Source organism: Pseudodesulfovibrio mercurii, assembly GCF_000189295.2.
Classification (GTDB): Bacteria; Desulfobacterota; Desulfovibrionia; order Desulfovibrionales; family Desulfovibrionaceae; genus Pseudodesulfovibrio; species Pseudodesulfovibrio mercurii.
The window spans coordinates 2,638,175-2,658,293 of the sequence record NC_016803.1; the positions used below are offsets into that span (position 1 = coordinate 2,638,175).

Annotated in this window: 22 protein-coding genes; 12 read left to right on the top strand and 10 right to left on the bottom strand. The window is 66.4% G+C overall.

What is annotated here, in order from left to right:
* Positions 1–759: 759 nt before the first annotated feature.
* From DND132_RS11950 to DND132_RS11970, 5 genes are all read left to right on the top strand, one after another.
* Positions 760–1,053: a hypothetical protein gene (locus DND132_RS11950; protein ID WP_014323004.1), complete on the top strand. Its 294-nt coding sequence runs from the start codon at positions 760–762 to the stop codon at positions 1,051–1,053.
* A gap of 1 nt (position 1,054) precedes the next feature.
* Positions 1,055–2,794 carry a portal protein gene (locus tag DND132_RS11955; protein WP_014323005.1) on the top strand — a complete coding sequence of 580 codons (1,740 nt, stop codon included), beginning with the start codon at positions 1,055–1,057 and terminating at the stop codon, positions 2,792–2,794.
* On the top strand, positions 2,787–3,017 hold the full coding sequence (locus tag DND132_RS11960; RefSeq protein ID WP_014323006.1) for a Bbp19 family protein: 231 nt from the start codon (positions 2,787–2,789) through the stop codon (positions 3,015–3,017). Before DND132_RS11955 ends, DND132_RS11960 begins: the two co-directional genes overlap by 8 nt.
* A complete protein-coding gene (locus tag DND132_RS11965) occupies positions 3,017–3,859 on the top strand; it encodes a hypothetical protein (protein WP_148266991.1) in 843 nt (280 codons plus the stop codon). Before DND132_RS11960 ends, DND132_RS11965 begins: the two co-directional genes overlap by 1 nt.
* A 624-nt stretch (positions 3,860–4,483) precedes the next feature.
* On the top strand, positions 4,484–4,828 hold the full coding sequence (locus DND132_RS11970; RefSeq protein WP_041915793.1) for a hypothetical protein: 345 nt from the start codon (positions 4,484–4,486) through the stop codon (positions 4,826–4,828).
* Between the two features lie 33 nt (positions 4,829–4,861).
* On the opposite strand, the gene DND132_RS11975 is transcribed toward DND132_RS11970, so the two are convergent.
* The gene (locus tag DND132_RS11975) at positions 4,862–5,278 is read right to left on the bottom strand and encodes a hypothetical protein (protein ID WP_014323008.1); all 417 of its coding nucleotides are present in this window, start codon (positions 5,276–5,278) and stop codon (positions 4,862–4,864) included.
* Positions 5,279–5,526: 248 nt separating this feature from the next.
* Here DND132_RS11975 and DND132_RS11980 point away from each other — a divergent pair, with 248 nt between their 5' ends.
* Both DND132_RS11980 and DND132_RS11985 read left to right on the top strand, forming a co-directional pair.
* A complete protein-coding gene (locus DND132_RS11980; protein WP_014323009.1) occupies positions 5,527–7,014 on the top strand; it encodes an MBOAT family O-acyltransferase in 1,488 nt (495 codons plus the stop codon).
* Positions 7,014–8,084 carry a hypothetical protein gene (locus tag DND132_RS11985; RefSeq protein ID WP_014323010.1) on the top strand — a complete coding sequence of 357 codons (1,071 nt, stop codon included), beginning with the start codon at positions 7,014–7,016 and terminating at the stop codon, positions 8,082–8,084. The genes DND132_RS11980 and DND132_RS11985 overlap by 1 nt, the downstream gene beginning before the upstream one ends.
* Before the next feature lie 28 nt (positions 8,085–8,112).
* Here DND132_RS11985 and DND132_RS11990 read toward each other — a convergent pair whose 3' ends face one another.
* The 7 genes from DND132_RS11990 to DND132_RS12020 all read right to left on the bottom strand — a co-directional run bounded on the left by DND132_RS11990 (position 8,113) and on the right by DND132_RS12020 (position 12,685).
* Positions 8,113–8,328: a DUF1858 domain-containing protein gene (locus tag DND132_RS11990; protein WP_014323011.1), complete on the bottom strand. Its 216-nt coding sequence runs from the start codon at positions 8,326–8,328 to the stop codon at positions 8,113–8,115.
* Positions 8,325–9,188, bottom strand: a complete 864-nt coding sequence (locus DND132_RS11995) for an NAD(P)H-hydrate dehydratase (RefSeq protein WP_014323012.1) — start codon at positions 9,186–9,188, stop codon at positions 8,325–8,327. The genes DND132_RS11990 and DND132_RS11995 overlap by 4 nt, the downstream gene beginning before the upstream one ends.
* Positions 9,176–9,727 (bottom strand): putative Se/S carrier protein, encoded by a 552-nt coding sequence (locus DND132_RS12000; protein ID WP_014323013.1) that lies wholly within the window; start codon positions 9,725–9,727, stop codon positions 9,176–9,178. Before DND132_RS12000 ends, DND132_RS11995 begins: the two co-directional genes overlap by 13 nt.
* Positions 9,728–9,729: 2 nt before the next feature.
* Entirely contained in the window at positions 9,730–9,948 is a 219-nt protein-coding gene (locus tag DND132_RS12005; protein WP_014323014.1) for a sulfurtransferase TusA family protein, read from the bottom strand.
* A 9-nt stretch (positions 9,949–9,957) separates the two neighbouring features.
* Positions 9,958–11,043 carry a YedE family putative selenium transporter gene (yedE, locus tag DND132_RS12010; RefSeq protein ID WP_014323015.1) on the bottom strand — a complete coding sequence of 362 codons (1,086 nt, stop codon included), beginning with the start codon at positions 11,041–11,043 and terminating at the stop codon, positions 9,958–9,960.
* Between the two features lie 297 nt (positions 11,044–11,340).
* Positions 11,341–12,243, bottom strand: coding sequence for a PA2778 family cysteine peptidase (locus DND132_RS12015; RefSeq protein ID WP_014323016.1), 903 nt, complete (start codon positions 12,241–12,243; stop codon positions 11,341–11,343).
* A 40-nt stretch (positions 12,244–12,283) separates the two neighbouring features.
* Positions 12,284–12,685, bottom strand: coding sequence for a PA2779 family protein (locus tag DND132_RS12020; protein WP_014323017.1), 402 nt, complete (start codon positions 12,683–12,685; stop codon positions 12,284–12,286).
* A 152-nt stretch (positions 12,686–12,837) separates the two neighbouring features.
* Here DND132_RS12020 and rlmN point away from each other — a divergent pair, with 152 nt between their 5' ends.
* Positions 12,838–13,884, top strand: a complete 1,047-nt coding sequence (gene rlmN, locus DND132_RS12025) for a dual-specificity RNA methyltransferase RlmN (protein WP_014323018.1) — start codon at positions 12,838–12,840, stop codon at positions 13,882–13,884.
* Here rlmN and DND132_RS12030 read toward each other — a convergent pair.
* Positions 13,881–14,705 (bottom strand): type 2 periplasmic-binding domain-containing protein, encoded by an 825-nt coding sequence (locus tag DND132_RS12030; RefSeq protein WP_014323019.1) that lies wholly within the window; start codon positions 14,703–14,705, stop codon positions 13,881–13,883. The two genes, rlmN and DND132_RS12030, sit on opposite strands and share 4 nt — an antisense overlap.
* Before the next feature lie 222 nt (positions 14,706–14,927).
* Between DND132_RS12030 and DND132_RS12035 the strand changes: the two genes are divergently transcribed.
* From DND132_RS12035 to DND132_RS12050, 4 genes are all read left to right on the top strand, one after another.
* Complete coding sequence (locus DND132_RS12035) at positions 14,928–15,209, top strand: hypothetical protein (protein WP_014323020.1); 282 nt, start codon at positions 14,928–14,930, stop codon at positions 15,207–15,209.
* Positions 15,210–15,225: 16 nt separating this feature from the next.
* Entirely contained in the window at positions 15,226–16,071 is an 846-nt protein-coding gene (locus DND132_RS12040) for a deoxyribonuclease IV (RefSeq protein WP_014323021.1), read from the top strand.
* A gap of 171 nt (positions 16,072–16,242) precedes the next feature.
* Positions 16,243–16,908, top strand: coding sequence for an HAD family hydrolase (locus DND132_RS12045; protein ID WP_014323022.1), 666 nt, complete (start codon positions 16,243–16,245; stop codon positions 16,906–16,908).
* 82 nt (positions 16,909–16,990) lie between these two features.
* A complete protein-coding gene (locus tag DND132_RS12050) occupies positions 16,991–18,103 on the top strand; it encodes a DUF362 domain-containing protein (protein WP_014323023.1) in 1,113 nt (370 codons plus the stop codon).
* A gap of 147 nt (positions 18,104–18,250) precedes the next feature.
* On the opposite strand, the gene DND132_RS12055 is transcribed toward DND132_RS12050, so the two are convergent.
* Positions 18,251–20,119, bottom strand: coding sequence for an aldehyde ferredoxin oxidoreductase C-terminal domain-containing protein (locus tag DND132_RS12055; RefSeq protein WP_050813977.1), 1,869 nt, complete (start codon positions 20,117–20,119; stop codon positions 18,251–18,253).

Sequence of the window (20,119 nt, forward strand, 5' to 3'; positions counted from 1 at the left end):
AGAGCGGGGGAGGCCTCCGGCGGCCCTACCGGGGGTCGCCTTCGGCGGGACCAGAGAACCCTTTGGAAAGGGTTCTCTGGACTCTCCCAAACTTTTTGTGTGCCTTCGGCGGGGGCGGGGGGGCGCGGGGATGTGTGCGGGAGGGGAGAGAAGAGGAGGGGAGCGGGAGGGGGGAGATCGTTTGCGGGGGGGGGTGGCGGTGCGCGGGGAGACGGTGTCCCGAAGGGTTCGCGCCGGACGGCCACGGGCCTCGGAGGGCCGCCCGGCGCGAACCCTTCGGGACGGTTGCCCAACGCCGCAGGCGGGTGGGCGGAACCCGCTAACGCGGTTTCGCGGCGTTGGTAAAAGGCGGCGGAGCGGTAGGTGTTTTCGCGCTATTCCCAAACCAAAAAAATAAACCCCCGCGATTTCGGGCAGAAAAAACGGCGTGCATTTTCTTGTGAAGAAGCACGCCGTGCTGTCCGTTTTTTCTGCTCGAAATCGCACACCGGCACGGCTGAAGGCGTCCCTTGCCAAGCCTTCCGCCGCCGCACGTATCTGAGCGCAGCGAACATGGGGGTGCAGGGGGCCTTGCTCCCTGCCGGGTCCAGGGCAGCGCCCTGGCCGCCGGAGGCATTCCCCGTGCCGTATTCAGGACCCTGTCAAGTTGATTTTTTATACCTCTCAAGCGTTTTTTTCATACATTCGCCGACATTTCGGGGGTGGCGGAAAAACCGGGCCTATACTCCGGGCAAACATTTTAACCGGAGGATTTGCATCATGGGTGGATCTGAACAATTGCTGGGGACCGTTTTCGGCGGGTTGACCAACCTGTTGGGGGTCGCCGTCGGCGGATCGCAAGACGACGCCTTGAAGGAGGAGCGGGAGGCGCGTGCGCGCGAGGAGGCCCGCAAGGAGACAGAGGAGCGTCGCCGGGACCGGGACAAGGTGCTGGAGGCGCGTGAGGTGGAGGACAAGCGCGGTTCGGAGAGTCTGCTTTCCCAGGGCGCGGCGTCGTTGACGGAGGACCCCGAGGTCTCGGCCAGGGCGTTGAAGACCAAGTTGGGGGAGTAGCATGGACAGAACCGAACTGGCCCGTTCCCTGCTGAAGCGCTTTTCCGGACTGGAGGAGGCCCGCCGTCCGTGGGTGTCTTCGTGGCAGGAGCTTACGGAATACATGTTGCCCCGCAAGAACAGCTTTGCCGGGCCCGGCGGGCACACCCTCGGGCGCGGCCGGGCCGGGGACGAGCGCATCTTCGATTCCACGCCGCTGCATGCGCTGGAGCTTTTGGCCTCGTCGTTGGGCGGACTGCTGACCAATCCTTCGCTGCCGTGGTTCGACATCTCGGTGAAGGACCGGGCCAAGGGCGACGCGGACGAGGTGCGCGCATTCATGCAGGAGGCGCGGGAGCGCATGGTCGCGGTCTTCAACAGCGAGGACACCGGGTTCCAGGCGCACGTGCACGAGTTGTATCTGGACGTGGCCCTGCTGGGCACGGCGGTGATGTACGTGGAGGCGGACCCGACCTCGGTGGTCCGGTTCTCGGCGCGGCCGCTGGGCGAGGTCTTCGTGGCCGAGTCCGCGCGCGGCCAGGTGGACACGGTGTACCGCCGGTACGAGGTCACGGCCCGCCAGGCCATCCAGGAGTGGGGCGCGGCCTGTTCGGACGAGACCCGGCGCAAGGGCGAGGACCGGCCCGAGGAGCCGGTGGAGGTCCTGCACGCGGTCTTTCCGCGCATGGACCGCGACCCGGCGGGATTCGGCTCGGCGCATTTCCCCTTTGCCAGCGTGTACATGGAGGTCAAGAACAGCCACGTGCTGGAGGAGAGCGGCTATCTGGAGATGCCGTACATGGTCCCGCGCTGGGCCAAGGCCGCGGGCGAGACCTACGGCCGGGGGCCGGGGCAGACCGCGTTGTCGGACGTGCGCGTGCTCAACGCCATGGCCCGGACCGCGCTCATGGCGGCGGAGAAGATGTCCGATCCGCCGCTGATGGTCCCGGACGACGGCTTTCTCGGGCCGGTCCGTTCCGGTCCGGGCGGGCTGTCCTATTACCGGGCCGGGTCCACGGACCGCATCGAGGCCTTGCCGGTGAACGTGGACCTGCGCGCGGCCGAGGAGATGATGAACGGCCGCCGGGAGTCCATCGGCCGGATATTCCTGTCCGATCAGCTGGCCCCGGAGGGGCCGGCGGTCACGGCCACGGAGGCGGTCATCCGCCAGGCCGAGAAGATGCGCGTGCTCGGCCCGGTGCTGGGCCGGTTGCAGACCGAGTTCCTCAGCCCGCTGATCCGGCGGGTGTTCCGGGTCATGCTGCGCGGCGGGGCGCTGCCGCCGTTCCCGGAGGGGTTGTCCCCGGACGATCTGGAGGTGCGCTACACCTCGTCCGTGACCCGCGCCCAGAAGCAGTACGAGGCCCAGGGACTGGCCCAGGTCATGGAGTACCTGTCGCCCCTGGTGGGCGGCCGGGACGCCTTCGGGATCATGGACAACTTCGACACGGACCGGGTGGCCCGGCACGTGGCCGAGTTGTTCAACATCCCGTCCGACTACCTCAAGTCCGAGGACCGCGTGGTCGAGGGGCGGACGCAGAAACAGCGGGTCGCGAGCTCGCAGCAGACCGCGTCCACCGTGGCCAACGCGGCGGCCATCGCCAAGACCCTGTCCGAGGCCTACACGGACCGGCCCAGCGCCCTGACCGAGCTGTGGGGGATGCTGACCGGCATGCTCGGGGCCAAGGCCGGGGCGGAGGCCGCGCAGCCCGCTTCCGCGCAAACGGACCCCGCCGCATACGAGGAGGCGCCCCATGCCTGAGACCAGCCCGCTTGAACTGCACCGGGCCTACAGGCGGCTGTTCGACTCCGCCGACGGGCGCGTGGTCATGGCCGATCTGGAGCGGCGCGGCTGCTTCATGCGGCCGACCTATTCCACGGACCGGGGCAGGACCGAATTCAACGAAGGCCGCAGGTCCCTGGTCCTGCACATGAAGCAGATGCTTGAACCCGACAACTTCATCGAAAAGGAGAACAACCGATGATGACCGACAAGAATGAAAAGCAGAAGAATTGGCGGATGACCCTGCCCGAGGAGTGGACCGTGCGCCAGACGGGCGAGGATGGGACCGAGACCGAGATCCCCCTGCGCGACCATCCGGCGCTGGCCAAGTACGCCACCAAGGACGAGGCCGTGAAGGCCCTGGTCCATGCCCAGCGCATGCTCGGCAAGACCCCGGAGGGGTACGTGCGCCTGCCCGGCGACCAGGATTCGCCCGAGGACCAGGCCGCCTTCTACGCCGCCCTGGGCAGACCGGAGAAGCCGGACGGTTACGGCCTGCCGGACATGGACCTGCCCGACGGCTTCGAGCTCCGCGAGGACCTGATCGGCGGCCTGCGCGAGAAGTCCTTCGAGCTGGGGCTGACCCCCCGGCAGGTGGTCGGACTGTACGAGTGGTTCCTGCCCCTGGTCCTGGACACCCACCACGACATGACGGCCAAGGCGGCCCGGCTGCGCGAGACCGAGCTGGATTCCCTGCGCTCGGTGCACCGGGGCGACACCCCGTCGCTGCTCGATTCGGCCCTGCGCGCGGCCGAGGCCGTGGGCGGGCGCGAGCTGCTGGCCGCCCTGGACGACACGGGCGCGGGCAACCGGGCGGCGGTCATCAGCGCCTTCGCCAGGATCGCGCCCCTGGTCCTGGAGAGCGGCCTGCGCGGCTCGGCCCGTGGCTGGGGCGAGGACCTGACCATCGAGCGGCTGCGCGAGATGATGCAGGACCCGCGCTACAAGGACCCGACCCAGCGCGAGGATTCGTTCGTCAAGAAGGTCAACCAGGGCTTCGAGCTGCTCTATCCCGGCGACTACGTGCCCGGCAGCCGCATCTAGGCGGACTGTTGAAAAGGGGCCGTCTGCGTCGTTGCTTCGGATAATCCGCCTCCTCACGTATGAGAAGAATACGCTGCGGGGCGGATTATCCTCGCGCCTAGCATCCACCCCCTTTTGAACAGTCCACAAGACGGTGTGAGGGGCCTCACAACCCCTCTTGTCATACCCTCCTGAAGGGCCGGAGGCGAGAGCCTCCGGCCCGCAATATAAGTAACTGAATATGAACGACTTGTTGAAATCGGATGCATTGACCTGCATCGACACGGACAGGGTCACCGGCCAGCCCCGGCGCAAGTGGATCGAGTACGCCGACGGCGTCGTGGAGCCGGTGCGCAAGGCAGGCAACCTGAACAGGAAATTCCACGGCAACAAGCGGAGCCTGGACTGGTGGACCGTAGACAAGCCCGTGGACTGGAACCCGCTGGACGAGGGCAGGGACGTCTCCCTGAACCACGACTACGGGCGGGAGGCCAAACCGCAGGCAAGGCCGGGCGGGCAAACCGTCCCCGCCAGGCCCGGACATGGTGGCGAGGGTCGCCGGAGCCGGGCCAAACGCCGGGCTCCCCGAGCGGCAAGGCCGAAGAGGCCAATGACGCGGCCGGCACCACCGGAGCCCTCGGCGGCATGGTGCAGTCCAAGGGGCAGCATGGAAGGGGGAAAGTTACCGGGGGTGATGAAGCGATTAAGCAATTTAAGACAGCTTATGAAGCTGCAAAGCCTGAGAATAAGTCACGAGTTAAAGCTGATTTTCAAGAGAAAATCGGTGCATTAAAAGAAGAAGCCAAACAAGCTACGGGAAAAGAGCGGCAAAAACTGCTCAAGCGGGCGCAGCAGTGGCAGGGGGCGTTGAAGATTCTCACCGACGGAAAGATCCGTCCGAGTGCGCCGTTGATCTTGTTCAATGTCCCCCTTTTCGAGCGGTTGTTGGACAACCACTTCACCGATCCGCGCATTCCGGACAAGACGTAAGCTGAACGGGCGGCCTTCGTGCCGCCCCTCGCTTTACGTATTTTCAACGACCAGTTTACCGTCAATCAGAGTGGCTGTGTAGAATTGATCCTTCATGCGGCGCACGTTTTCCGCGTCTTCCAACGCCTTGAGCCAGCCCGCAAAATTGTTCAGGAGGTCCTTCTCCGCGATGCGTTCTTTGACTCGCGGCGAGATGTCGGCCGGGACGGCCGAAATGATGATGTAGGGGGAACGCTCCGCCCATCCGCCGCTCGTTTGGGCTTCGCCGAGCATTCGAGAGGAAAGGAAGGGGCCTTTGCTACGATGTTTGGGGTTACAGGAAAAAGCGATAAAACGGAGTTCCGGGACCCCGGCCCGTTCCAGTGCCGCGTCCAGGTCTCCCCGCTTTATGGGGTAGGTGTATCCCTTGAGCAGCTTGTCGCGGCCCAGAAATTTGTATTCCAAAGCCATGGCGGCTTCCTTTGTCTAGCGAATATATAATATTCGATTGCGAGAGGCAAGGGAAGGCCGGGACGGGAGAGGGGGCAGAGGTCGTGCCGTGCCCGTTTATCCCGGGCCGTTGAGTGAATTGAGGATTCCGATGCAGTTCTTGCGTTTTTTAAACAGAACTTAAGTATTCTTGACATCCTGGCCCGTTGCCGTAGAAAAGGGCGGACAGGCCGGAGCCGTGTCCCGTCAATTCAACCAGTGCCGCACCTATGCTTTTCAATTCACCGGAATTCCTTTTCCTTTTCCTGCCTGCGGCCTGCCTGATCTTCTACTTCGCCCGGCGCGTGTCGCCCACGGCCCAGGTCGTCTCCATCATCGGGCTGTCGCTCTTCTTCTACGGCTACTGGCGCATCGAGTACCTGCCGGTGCTCCTGTTCAGCCTGGCGACCAACGGGCTGTTCGCCTTCCTGATCGGCCGCGCCCGGTCCGACGCCATGCGCAAAACCTGGCTCGTCCTCGGCGTGACCGTGGCCCTGTCCGTGCTCGGGTTCTACAAGTACACCCACTTCCTGATGGAGAACCTGAGCCTCCTGTTCGGGTTCGACTATGCCGGTCGGGCCGGGGAGATACCCATCGGCCTGTCCTTCTACACCTTCACGGCCATCGCCTTCCTGACCGACATCCACACCCGGCGCATCGAGACCTTCACCTGGCCCGAGTACGGGGCGACCATCACCTACTTCCCCCATCTGGTGGCCGGGCCGATTCTCTTCCATCACGACACCATCCCGCAGCTGCGCCTGCCGGGCGGCATCCGCCTGACCCCGGAGCGGGTCATGCTCTTCCTCTTCTTCTTTTCCGTGGGGCTGCTGAAGAAGACCGGGCTGGCCGACAACGTGGCGCACATCTCCGACCCGATCTTCGCCCAGGTGGCGGGCGGCGGCATCCCGAACCCCGGCCAGGCGTGGCGGGCGGCGCTCGGCTATTCCATGCAGCTCTATTTCGACTTTTCGGGCTATTCGGACATGGCCATCGGCCTGGGCTGCCTGCTCGGCATCCGCGTCCCGGCCAACTTCTATTCGCCCTACCGGTCCAGGAACATCGCCGAGTTCTGGCAGCGCTGGCACATCTCGCTCGGCTACTTCCTGCGCACCTACCTGTACATCCCGCTCGGCGGCAACCGCAAAGGGGCCACCCGCACCCTGGTCAACCTGTTCATCGTCTTCTTCCTGTGCGGACTGTGGCACGGCGCGGGCTGGACCTTCGTGGTCTGGGGGGTTATGCACGGCGCGGCCATGGTCGTGCAGCGCATCTTCTCCTCGCGGGTCCGGCTGCCGGACACCCGGCTGGTCGCGGTCTGCTCCATCCTGGTCACGTTCGTGTTCGCGGTCTTCGCCTGGGTGGTCTTCCGGGCCGATTCCTTCCATACGGCCTCGGTCATCATGCGGGCCATGGTCGGGGTGTCCGCGGGCCGGCTCCACAACCTGCCCAACCAGTACGTCGAGCTCTACCTCGGCCTGCTCATGCTCGTGGTCTGGCTCATGCCCAACACCGTGCAGATCATGCGCCGGTTCGACCCGGCCATCCTGCTCGGCAAGCGCAATGAATATCCCTTTGCCCGGCTGGTGCCCGCCGCCCTGCGCGAGGGCCACGGGTTCGCCTATGCCGCCGGGGCGTTTTCCGCCCTGGCCCTGGTCACGGGCGCGGTCTTCATGTTCGTCAACGGACAGGTCCGGTACCTGTATTTCGACTTCTGATGACCAGGCGATTCTTCATAACCTTCGCCCTGGTGGTCCTGGTCTACGGCGGATTCGCGGCGTTCAACTTCTCGCTCGTCCACCTGGCCGGGGAGACGCGCCCGTACGCGGACATCGCCCGCGCCCAGCAGGAGCATCCGGACATCCTCTACGGCCCGCTCTTCAACAACGGGCACGCCGCCTACAAGTATGCGCTCATGGAGGCGCGGCCCCACGAGGTGGTGGTGGCCGGGTCGTCCCGCGCCCTGCAATTCCGGCAGGCCTTCTTCGCCGCGCCCATGGTCAACTGCGGCCGGATCATGTCCAGCGTGCGCACCGCGCTCAACTTCTTCGAGTACATGGAGAAACAGCCGCCCAAGACGATCCTGGTCACGGTCGATTTCTGGTGGTTCCGCGAGCCGCTGAACGAGGTGACCGGGGAGCACGTCTTCACCCTGCCCGATGGCACCGAGCGCAGCCTGGACATGTTCTACATGCCCGCCTGGTACGTGACCCGGGGCAAGATCGGCGTCGCCGGGGTGCTGGACAACGCCCCCCTGTTCCATGCGCGGTCCGGGCTGATCGGCCTGCGGGCCATCAGCCAGGGGGAGGGGTTCGAGGCCGACGGCGCGCACCACGGGCCGCGAGGCACGCAGCGGACCCACGAGGACATGGTCGCCAACGTCAAGACGCGCATCGGGAAGACCGAATTCCGCTACAGCGACCGGCTCCAGACCGGGGCCCTGGACGCCTTCTTCGGCAAGGTGGCGGAGCTGGAGCGCCTGGGCCACACGGTGGTCGTGGTCTTTCCTCCGATCTCCCCGGCCTTCGAGGACGAACTGGCGACCAACAAGGGGTACGGATACGTGGCCAAGACCCTGGAGGACGCCGTTCGGCGCGGGGCCGTGGACATGCAGGACCCGGCCCGGCTCGGCCTGGCCCCGGCCGAGTTCCTGGATTCCCTGCATCCCACCACGCGCGGGGACGCCAGGCTTCTGCTCGAACTGGCCCGCCTGCATCCCGAACTGCGCCGGGTCCTGGACCTGGGCGCGGTGGAGCGGTTCCTGGCTTCGGGCCGGGAACGGCCGTAGGACGCCGGATTCCTTTTCTTTAACTCGCTTATTTTCCGTCCGAAGCGGCGGCCTCGAGGTCGGTCAGCAGGGCGTCGAGGTCCAGCCCGTAGCGGGCGGCCGCGTCGGCCACGGTCTCGAACAGGGCCTTGCAGAGCAGGCATTCGCCCGCCTGTTCGTCGCGGGCGCGGAAGACCGGTTCGGTGGCGCGGTACTGATGGACCACGTCCAGGAGGGTCATGTCCGGGGTGATGCGGCGGGTCACGGCAGCTCCTTCATGGCCCGGGCCAGGGCCTGCGGGATGTGCGGGACCAGCTCGCCGATCTGCGAGGCCGGGGTTGGGCGGGCGGCCTCGCCCGCGTAGCGGTTGGCCTGGGCCGCCACGTGCGCGGCCCTGGGCGCTGACAGTCCGGCCGCCATCAGGGCGCAGGCCATGCCCGTGACCGTGTCGCCCGTGCCGCCCATGGCCTCCATGGCCTCCACGGTGGGGCTTGAGACCTCGGCCAGGACCCCGGTGCGGTCCGCGATGCGGTCCACGCGTCCCTTGACCAGCAGGCAGCGGGCCGCGTTGTCGTTGCGGTAGGCGCGCTCGATGAGCTCGGGCCCCCGGTCCTCGTCCTGGAGGATGAAGCCGCGCGTGTAGAAGGGGTGCGGCGCGGCCTCGTCGGCCAGGAAGGCCAGCTCCCCGGCGTCGGGCGTGAACAGGGCGTATTCCCCGGCGAAGCCGCTCATCTTGGCCGCGTACATGAACCCGGCGTCCGCCACCAGGGCGGGCGGCCCGGCCATGGCCTGGGCGGCCATGAGCACGCGGTTGTGCCAGTCCACGTCGGGCTGGAGGTAGTGGAAGGCCAGGACCGAGCAGGTCCGCGAGGGCAGGACCTCGGTCAGATGGCGGTACAGCTCGCGGCTGCCCCGGCCGAGCCCCTCGTCGCCCACCAGCAGGGCGTGGGGCGGGGGCGCGCCGAGAAAGGCGCAGGCCGCATCGGCCGCGGCCAGCAGGGCAGGGGTGCCCCGGTCCGGGGGCAGGGCGCGGCCGTCCACCATGAGCGCGCCGCGCGCAATCTCCACGGGCGCGTCCAGGACCGGCACGGCCGGGTCCGGGATGGTGCCGACTACGACGAGCATAACCGCACCATCTCCTCGTAGGCCAGCTCCAGGGCGTAGCCGCACAGGGTGTGGCCGATCTCCCTGGGGGCGGGGGCCTCGTCCAGGGTCAGGCCGATGAGCCGGGCCGCGATGTACGGCACGTCCGGGCAGCCGCCGCCGGAGACGTTGACGATGGCCCGGTTCCGCTTGTCCACGGTCAGCTTCATGTTGGCCGCGCGAACCATGAGATAGTCCCCGAAATCCTTGACCTGGAAGAGGTCCACCGGGGCGAGCAGGGGGCCGGTCACGGGCACGCTCTCCATGGGCGGAATCCCGGCCTCGGCCAGGACGCGCAGGATGTCGAGCTTCTCCATGAGCGGAAATTCGACCACCAGGTCGCACCCCCTCTGGATCTCCGGGGGCGGGCCCATGACCCGGATCTCCCGGCCGGACGCCTTGAGGAGCTTCTCGGCCCGGATGACCTCGCTGGTGTGCTCGAACACGAGCAGGCCCCGGTCCGCGCGCACCTGGGCGCGCGGAGCCGAAGCCTTTCTTTTGAACAGGTTGCCAAGGGCCAAGTCTAGCCCCCGAGCAGTTTCAGGCGGTACTCGCCGCCCTCCTCGGTGATGGATTCCACCTTCCAGCCCTTGCCCTGGGCGGCACGGGCCACGTTTTCCTTGGACGCCTCGGTGTCCACCAGGACCTCAAGCTCGCCCGAGCCCATGGCCGCGATCTTGGACAGGGTATCCAGTACCGGCTGGGGGCAGGAAAGGCCCCGCGCGTCGACTAATTCACTCATCATATCCCCCTAGGCTGCTTTCTTGCGCATGGTCAGGCCGATGAACAGGCAGACCGCTAGGCCGATGAACACGGCGGCGATGCCGTGCGGGCCAACGCCCTTGGGCGAGCTGGCCAGGCCGAAGTTGTGGGCGAAACCCGCGCCCACGATCATGCCGAGGACGAACACGGCGGCGTCGCCGTCGCCCTCGCCCGCCATGAACAGCTGCCTGCCGGGGCAGCCGCCGGCCAGGGCGAAGCACAGCCCGGCCAGGACCATGCCCATGAAGTTCCACAGACCCTGGGTGTGGGCCACGGGCTGGCCGTCGAAGCCCATGTGGAACTGGCCGAGGACCAGGTTCATCAGGAAGGCGGCCACCAGCAGGGCGATGACGCCCGAGAGCAGGTGGACCTGCTTGAACAGGATCAGGTCGCGGAAGGCGCCCATGGTGCAGAACCGGCTGCGCTGGGCGATGACGCCCACCACCAGGCCCACGCCGAGGGAGATGAACAGGGGCGCGTGCATGGCGCCGGGGCCCTTGAGGCTGTAGAAGAGCACCCCGGATTTGTCCGCGTCGGCCACCTGCGGGTAGATGAACATGAGCACCAGGAACCCGGCCATGATCAGGGGCATGATCAGCCCCACGGACGAGTAGGTCTTCTGAGCCCGGCCCAGGTTGTACCCCTGGCGGAAGAACAGGGTGCCGATGCCGATGCCGACGATCAGCCCGGCGATGCCGAACAGGGCGTTCAGGTCGCCGCCGGCCAGCCGCAGGATGGCCCGCCACGGGCAGCCCAGGAAGACCAGGGCCCCGATCATGGCGAACACGCCGAGCACGAAGCGGACGATGGGCGCGGACCCGGCCCTGGGCCGGAAGTCGCTGCCCATGAAGGCCGCGCCCAGGGCGCCGAGCACGAAGCCGATGATCTCCGGGCGCATGTACTGGACCACGCCCGCCCGATGCAGCCCCACGGAACCGGCGATGTCGCGCTCGAAACAGGCCACGCAGATGCCCATGTTCCCGGGGTTGCCCAGGTACTGCAACAGGGCCGCCAGGCAGCCGATGACGAGCCCGACGGAAATGATGCCTTTCCGTGAGGCGAAAAAGTTGGTCATACCTCCTCCTTGTGTAAAAAGAACCAAACTTCCCCCAATTCTGGTACGAAACATAGAGGAATCCAGCAGGTTGAACCAATCTTTTTCTATATTTGGTATAGGCTTGATCTATAGATATTCTCAATGTGAGGGGGGCAATCCCCGGCCGCCGGTGGGAGTGGGCGCGATGTGCGCGGAACGGTGGGCGAGCGGGGGCGGGGGAGTGCTGCGGAGGGGCCCGGCGCGGTCGCATCGGGCCCGACCGGAGCGTCGGCCCGAGCGTCGGCCCGAGCGTCGGCCGGATGCGTGCGCGGCCGGCTAGTTCTCGATGTCGGACAGGGTCTGGCGGAAGGTCTCGATCTGCGGGCCGCCCAGGGACACGGCCTTTTGCGCGGCCTGCAGGGCCTCGTCGCGGCGGCCGAGCTCGTCCAGGACAAAGGCCAGGTTGTTGAAGGCGATGCCGCTGTCCGGCTTGACCTCGGTGGCCCGGCGGAAAGCCTTGGCCGCGCCCTCGGCATTGCCCAGGGAGTAGCGGGCGTTGCCCAGGCCGATCCAGGCGTCGTGGCTCCGCGGCCAGCGGGCGGCGGCCGCGGCGTAGGCCTCCTCGGCGGCGGCCCACTGCCTGGCCCGCTCCAGGCCCACGGCCCCGTTCAGCCATTCCGTCTCCTTCGCCGTGACGGGCAGGCGCGACGGCGGCAGCACGAGCAGTCCCCAGAAGTCCGGGCCCCAGGTGTTCTCGAAGACCCGCCAGGGGGTGCGCCGGTTCCGGGTCAGGCCCGAGTTGAGCAGGATCTCGTCGGCGTCGCGGTCCAGGCCCACGACCACGGCGTAGTGCCACACCGGGTACCAGGACAGCCCCAGGTTCTGGAGGACCACCACCGGATTGCCCCCGGCGATCTCGGCTGACAGCCGGTCCGCGCCGTGGATGACGTAGGCCATGCGCCCGTTACGGCGGGCGGCGGTGATCATGTCGGGCTGGATGCTGCCCTTTTGCGACGGGGTGTAGACCTGCGCGGTCAGGTCGTCGGGCGTGACCGGCAGTCCGCTCCAGGTCATGGCCATGGCCAGGGCGGCCGGGCCGCACTGGTAGTCCTCCTGGGGATAGAAGGGCACGTCGAGCACGCGGGTCAGGGGAGCGCCCGTGGGCGAGGGCGGCATGACGCCGCCGTAGAGGGAGCAGCCGGTGGTCAGGAAGAGCAACAAGAGACAGGCGACGGCCATGCGGCCGCCGCCTGAAGGGATGTGCGACATTTCGCTTCCGTTACTTGGCCTTCTTCACGAACGGGAAGACGTCCGTGGCTCCGGCCATGTCCGTGATGAGCAGGACGATGAAGACGAAGAGCGCGGCACCGATGATGATGCCGAAGAAGCTGCCGCCCGCGGGCATGTCGGCCACGTGGTCGGCGATCTGGTTGATCTCCGAGTCGGACAGGGCGCTGACGCGCTGTTCCACCTCGGACACGGACAGCCCCTTGCTCTCCAGGACCTGACGCACGTCGTCGCGCTGGAGCTGAGCCAGGACCATGGCGCGGTTCTGCGCGTTGTGGCTGGCGGCCAGGGCGGCCTCTGTGGACACCAGACCCGCGCGAGCCACGGAGACGTTCAGGGTCAGCAGGGACAACACAACGAAAAGACAGACGAATTTGCTGAACTTATTGTACATGCGGGTTTACCCTCCTCGTTGACCGTATCAGCAACTTGCATGGTTATACCCAAGGGTGATGCAATTGGCAAATGAAGGTTTTGTTGAAATTGGCCCCGCCCGACGGCTCGCGCCCCTTGACACCGCCCTGTCCCGTCCTGCAAGGAACGCCCATGCACAACCTTATCGAGCTGAACAAGACCGACCTCGAAGCCTTCGTGGCCGAGGACCTCAAGGAACCCCGCTACCGGGCCGAACAGATCTGGCAGTGGCTGTGGCAGAAGCGCGTGCGCGACGTGGAGGCCATGACCAACCTGTCCCGGCCCCTGCGCGAAAAGCTGGCCGGGATGGCGAACATCGTCTGGCCGGAGATCGCCCGGGTGGCCGAGAGCCGGGACGGGACCATCAAGTTCCTGCTGAAGCTGGTCGACGGCAAGCTCATCGAGACCGTGCTCATCCCCATGCAGGACCGCTACTCCCAGTGCCTGTCCACCCAGGTGGGCTGCGCCATGGCCTGCACCTTCTGCAACACCGGCAAGCTCGGCTTCGAGCGCAACCTGACCTACGGCGAGATCATGGGCCAGATCCTGGTGGGCCGCCAATACCTGGCCGACCGGAACATGAACGAGCTCAAGAACCTCGTGTTCATGGGCATGGGCGAGCCGCTGCTCAACCTGGAGACCCTTGTCAGGGTCCTGACCGACCTGCCGTGCGAGCGCGGCCTGTCCCTGTCCTGGCGGCGGTCCATGGTCTCCACGGTGGGCTTCCCGGACAAGCTCAAGATCCTGGGCGACCTGGAAATCGCCCTGCCCGCCATCTCCCTGCACGCCCCCACCCAGGAGCTGCGCGCGCGGATCATGCCCAAGGCCGCCAGGGTCCACCTGGACGACCTCATGGCCGCCCTCAGCGCCTACCCCATGCGTCCGCGCGAGCGGATCACCTTCGAATACCTGCTCCTCAAGGACGTCAACGACTCCATGGAGCACGCGGACCAGCTGGCCAAACTCATCGACCGCAGGAAGGGCAAGATCAACCTCATCGCGTACAACGCCACCGAGGGCATGCCCTACGGCGCGCCGGACCGCGACCGGGTCGAGGCCTTCGAAAAGCGGCTCTGGGACCACGGCCTGACCGCCTTCATCCGCCGCTCCATGGGCGCGGACATCAAGGCGGCCTGCGGCCAGCTCAAGGCCGACAGCGTCGGAGAGAATCGGGACTAGCGGTCCAGGCCGTGCTTGCGGCGCAGGGACTGCACCAGCTCGCGCCGGGTCCGCATGAACTCGTCGAACTCCCGCATGACCAGCGGAAACTTGATGGTGGACAGCCGGTAGAAGCCCGAGGCGTGCGGCAGATCGGGATCATAGACCAGCTTGTCCTCGAGCCCCATGGCCGCGAGCAGGTGGCGGGCCACCTCCACATTGGCGTAGACCCCGTCCACCCGGCCCATGAGCCCCTTGCCCAGCAGTCCTGAGATGGACAGGTTCTCGGACAGCCTGATGGATTTCGGGTCGATGGGCGGTTCGAGCAGCCACGGCTTGAAACCGGCCAGGATGCCCAGGGTGTGGATGGCCCCCATGCCCTTGCCCAGGTCCCCGGGCCGGACCAGGATGCCGTCCGTGTAGGTGCAGACCGGCTCGGAATAGCGGACGTTCAGCCCCTTGCGCCGGGACCGGTGCCATGACTCGGAGTCCGGGAACTTCAGGTCCAGGGTGCGGGTCTCCAGGAACTCCTGGTAGAGCCGCTTCACGGGCAGGGCCACGTAGATCATGACGTAGCCGTACTCGATGGCGAAGGAATCCAGCAGATCCCTGGCGAACCCCTCGTAGTCCCCGTTGCGGAAGGAGCCGTAGGGCGGATAGTCGATGCTTTCCACGCCCACGGTCAGCCGGATGGGCTCGGCCGGGGCCGGTGTGGGCCGCAGCAGCGCGACGCAGGCCAGGCAGAGCAGCCCCAGCAGCAGACACCGGGCCAGCGGGCGGCGGCGCGCGGCGGCGTGACTGAAGACGGGACAACGGCGGGGATGTTCGGATTGCTGGGGCATGGTCGTCGGTGATTCCTCGGATCGGGCCTCGGGGCCTCGGCACGGGGATAGCGCATATTCCCGAATCCGACAATGGTCGCCTTGAGGGCGGTCCGGGCCGGGCGCCCGCCGGATCGGCGGCCGGGAAGGCCCGAGATCCGGGGGTTGCCATCCCTCAACTACATATGTATGGGTAGCGCCAGCCGCAGAAACACTGCGGACATCATATATCAGGAGTGCAGCATGGCAGCCACCGTGGACGAGATCACCATCAACTATTCCGAAGACAACCAGCTCATCGTCAAGGAGCTGGACAAGGTCGTGCTTTCCAAGGGCGCCTGGACCACCATCGTGTTCCGCTACCAGGAACTCAACCGCGCCAAGGGCGAATACGGCCCGGACAAGTACACCATCCGCCGCTACCAGAAGGTGGACGGCACCTACCGCCCCAAGTCCAAGTTCAACATCTCCTCCCAGGCCCAGGCCAAGAAGATCGTGGACGCCCTGGGCGCCTGGATCGACTAGGCGGCCGGACCGTCCCATGTTTCTGGGCGCGCACATGTCCATCGCCGGGGGCCTGCACATGGCCTTCGAGCGGATCATGCGGGTGGACGGCACGGCCCTACAGATATTCACCCGCAACCAGCGGCAGTGGAAGGTCCCGCCCCTGACCGAGTACGACGCGGAGCTGTTCGCCACGGCCTGGGCCCAGTGGGGCGACTACCCGGTGGCGGCCCACGACTCCTACCTGATCAACCTCGCCTCGGACCAGGACGACCTGCTCAAGCGCTCCACCCTGGCCTTCGCCGAGGAACTCCGGCGCATCGAAACCCTGGCCATCCCCTTTCTCGTGACCCACCCCGGCTCCCACCTGGGCGCGGGCGTGGAGGCGGGCATCGAGCGCTACGCGGCCAACCTGGACCGGGCCATCGAACACTCCCGCACCGAGCGGGGCCTGATCCTCCTCGAAACCACGGCGGGCCAGGGCACCAACCTCGGCTCCACCTTCGAGGAGCTGGCGGCCATCATCGCCGCCTCGGCCCACCCGGACCGCCTCGGGGTCTGCTTCGACACCTGCCACGCCTTTGCCGCCGGATACGACATCCGCACCCCGGAAACCTACGCCGCCACCTTCGCCGCCTTCGACCGGGTCCTCGGCCTCTCCCGCCTGAAGTTCTTCCACGTGAACGACTCCAAGAACGAACTCGGCTCGCACAAGGACCGCCACGAACACATCGGCCAGGGGACCATCGGCGTGGAAGGGTTCCGCAACCTCATGCGCGACCCGCGCTTCAAGGACGTCCCCAAGACCCTGGAGACCCCCAAGAAGGAGGACCTCCAGGACGACGTGCGCAACCTGACCCTCTTGCGCGAACTGGCGAAATAGTCTTTCATATCCCGACCACCCGAACCCGAACAACATACCCATCCCCGCCCACCTTGCGCGAAGCGCACCCAAAAAGTTCAGGAAAGGAAGGGGATGGGGGTCCGGGGGAAGGGGAAGGAAACCCTTTGAAAAGGGCTTTCCTTCCCCTTCCCCCGGCCGCCGGAGGCCCCCTTGAAACTGGACGCCATCATCTTCGACTTCGACGGCACCCTGGCCGACGTGCCCCTGGATTTCGACTTCATGAAGACCAAGATCGCCGCCCTCGGCGAGGTCTTCCTGGGCGAACGCCCGGTGCCGGACGGCACGCCCGCCCTGGAATGGCTGGACAAGCTGTCCGCCCTGGTCATGGAACGCGACCGGGCCGAGGGCATGGAGTTCCTGTCGCGCGGCAGGCTGGTCATCGCGGCCATGGAACTGGACGCGGCCCGCGACGGCTGCCTGTACGAGTTCACCCGGCCCGTGCTCGACGACCTCAAGGCGCGCGGCGTGGCCCCCGGCGTCATCTCGCGCAACATCTCGGCCGCCATTAAGAAGGTCTTCCCGGACATCGAGGACCACCTCCGGGTCTTCCTGCCCCGCGAGATCGCCCCCCGGCTCAAGCCGGACCCCGCCCACCTGCTCCAGGCCCTGGACGTCCTCGGCGTGCCCCCCGAGCGCGCCCTCATGGTCGGCGACCACCCCATGGACGTGGAGACCGGCAAGCGCGCCGGAGCCCTGTCCGCGGGCGTGACCACCGGGCGCATCGACGCCCACGGCTTCGCCCCCCACCGCCCGGACTTCATCGCCACCGACGTGGCCGCGCTCATGGCCGAACTCAAGGACTCCGGGCTGATCTGACCGATCCACATCCGCACTTCCAAAACCCCGCGCCCCCGTGGTAGAGTCGCCTCGTTGAACCTGCAACAAAGGATGTCTCTCCATGGCTTCAAAGGTCTATTTCTGGAATCTGCGGGCCTCGTCCAAGGCCCCGTTCGGCAAGAGGATGCGCAGCCTGCTCAAGGCCGCCAAGGCTGATACACTCATCGGCGAAGGCGACCTGGCCGCCGTCAAGCTGCACTTCGGCGAAGAGGGCGTGACCGGCTTCCTCCGCCCCCTGTGGGTCAAGCCCATCCTCGACTTCATCGCCAAGGCCGGGGGCAAACCGTTCCTGACCGACGCCTCCACCCTGTACGTGGGCCAGCGCGGCGAGGCCGTGTCCCACTCCCTGTGCGCCGCCCGCCACGGCTGGGATCCGCTTGTGCTCGGCGCGCCCGTGGTCATCGCCGACGGCCTGCGCGGCGAATTCGAGACCGCCGTGCCCGTGGGCGGCAAGCACCTCGAAGAGGTCTACATCGCCGGGGCCATCGCCGAGGCCGACTTCCTGGTCTCGGTCAACCATTTCAAGGGCCACGAACTGGCCGGATACGGCGGCGCGCTCAAGAACCTCGGCATGGGCGCGGCCTCCAAGAAAGGCAAGATGCAACAGCATTTCTCCACCGGCCCGATCATCAACCCGGACAACTGCCAGGCCTGCGAAGCCTGCCTGCGCGCCTGCAAGACCGGCGCCCTCTACATCGACGAGACCACCGGCAAGATCGCCCTCAACCCGGAAAAATGCGTGGGCTGCGGCGGCTGCTTCGTGGCCTGCCGACACGGCGGCCTCCAGGTCAACTGGGCGGTCGGCGTCCAGGACTTCCTCGAACGCATGATGGAATACGCCAAGGGCGTCCTGGCCACCAAGACCAAACCCTCCCTGCACGTCAACTTCGTCATGGACGTGGTCCCTGACTGCGACTGCGTGGGCTTCACCGACGCCCCCATCTGCCCGGACATCGGCGTGCTCGTCAGCCTCGACCCCGTGGCCGTGGACCAGGCCTCCATGGACCTCGTAAGCCAGGCCCAGCCCCTCTACCCGAGCCAGCTCCCCTTCGGCGTCACCCCCGGCCAGAACAAGTTCCTCGCCATCCACCAACACGTCCCCCAGGACTTCGGCCTCGACTACGCCGAACAGATCGGCCTCGGCACCCGAGAATACGAACTCGTCAACATGTAAACCAACCGGGCCGACGCGGAAACGCGTCGGCCCGGCTTTTTGGAATGCCTCCGGCGGCCCTCCCTCCGGAGGGCCGCAATGGGGGGAGAATAGTCCCCACTAAGGGGGGAAGACCATCCGTTACCGAGATGAAGTCGTCAGCGGCGACTACGCCCCTTTCGCAACGGTCAGTCCCAACTCCGCCAGCTTGGCGGGAGTGGGGATTCCGGTGCGATCCCAACCCCTGACATCATAATATTCGTCCAGCATCATATCGAGTTCTTCCCGGCTGATGCATTGTCCCTTGGACCCACCGTGGGCCAGGGGCTCGGAGATGAGCCGGTCGGGGAGATTGTCGTCAGCACGGGTAAATCCCTGCCGGATGTTGAAGAGACGGGCAAGGTTGTTCACCCGTTCTCCGGCCTTCTGCACCTCTTCGGGCGTATAGACCAAACCCGTGACCGCTTCCATGAGGTCCGCGGTATTTTGCAAGGCGATGTCCGGCAGAGCCATGTCCAGCAGGAAGCCGCACATGGTGGGCAGGTCGGTGGTTGCGGTCCGCACGTCCTGGTTCCAGACGGTCAGCTCGCCCTTGCCTTCGCTGGCAAAGCGGTCCACGGCCTTGGGTACCGGAATGCCGAAGAGCTCCTGGAAGGCGTAGCCGCGGCAGTGGTCCGCCCCGGTGAAGGAGGTGGCGTAATTCAGGCCGTGGGCCTTGGCGCCGCGAACGTCGTAGGCAGGGAGTTCGAGGCCCTTGACGTGCATGGCGTACTTGCCGGAGTCCTTGCCAATGAGCTTGCCCGCAATGCGGCTGCCGTCGGCCAGCACCTTGCCGAACCCCTGGCGGTAGGACATCAGGTGCAGCAGCTCCAGCACTGTCTCCTCGTTGCCGAAGGTCAGGTCCAGGCCGCCGGTGTCCTCAAGGGTGATGATCCCCTTCTGGAACAGCTCCATGGCGAACCCGATGGTGACGCCCGAAGACATGGTGTCGATGCCCAGCTCGTCGCACAACCGGTCGGCGGCGATGACGAAGTCCGCGCTGTGGATGCCCACCGTGCTGCCCAGGGAGTACATGGTCTCGAACTCCGGGCCTTCGGACAGGGTCCCGGCGTGCTTGCCGTCGGTAACCACGCGGACCTGGCTGCAGCCTACCGGACAGCCGTAGCACGGCTGGGACCCGCGGGTCCGTTTGCCGAATGCCTCGGCGCCCAGGTCGTCGGCCAGGGAGACCTCGCCGGTGGTCATGTAGTTGTTGGCCGGGAAGATGCCGAGGGCGCTGGTGGCGTCCACGACCATGGATGTGCCCACCTTGGAGAACTGCGGGTAGAGATGTTCGCTCCGCTTCATGGCCTGGGTCATTCGCGACCGCGCCGCCTTGAACTTTTCCTCGTCCGCGACCTGGACCTTGCCGGTGCCGCGGATGGCGATGGCCTTGAGGTTCTTGGACCCCATGACCGCGCCCATGCCCTTGCGGCCCGCGGCGCGCAGTTCGTTGATGATGCAGGCCATACGGGAGAGGTTCTCCCCGGCGGGGCCGATGCAGGCCACGCGGACGTTGTTGTCGTGGAGCTGGTTGCGGATGGTGGTCTGGCAGTCCGAGGTGCTCATGCCCCACAACTGTCCGGCCTTGCGGAACTTCACGCTGTCGTTGTCGATCCACAGATAGACGGGCTCTTCCGAGCGACCCTCGATGATCAGGACATCATAACCGGCGAACTTCAGCTCCACCGGGAAATGGCCGCCGGTAAGCGACAGGGCCATGGCCCCGGTCAAGGGCGAAAGCGCACCCACGGCCATGCGGCTGGCACACGGCACCTTGGTGCCGGAAAAAGGTCCCGAGGCGAGGACGAGCACATTGTCCGGGCCCAGGGGGTCGGTCCCGGCCTTGACGCTGTCGTACACGATCTTGGTTGTAAATCCGGCACCACCGATGTATTCGCGGGCCAGATCCTGCGGCAGCGGTTCCACCGTCGACGTCTGCTCGGTCAGATTGATCCGCAAAATTCTGCCAGTATATCCACCATTAAACATTTCCAT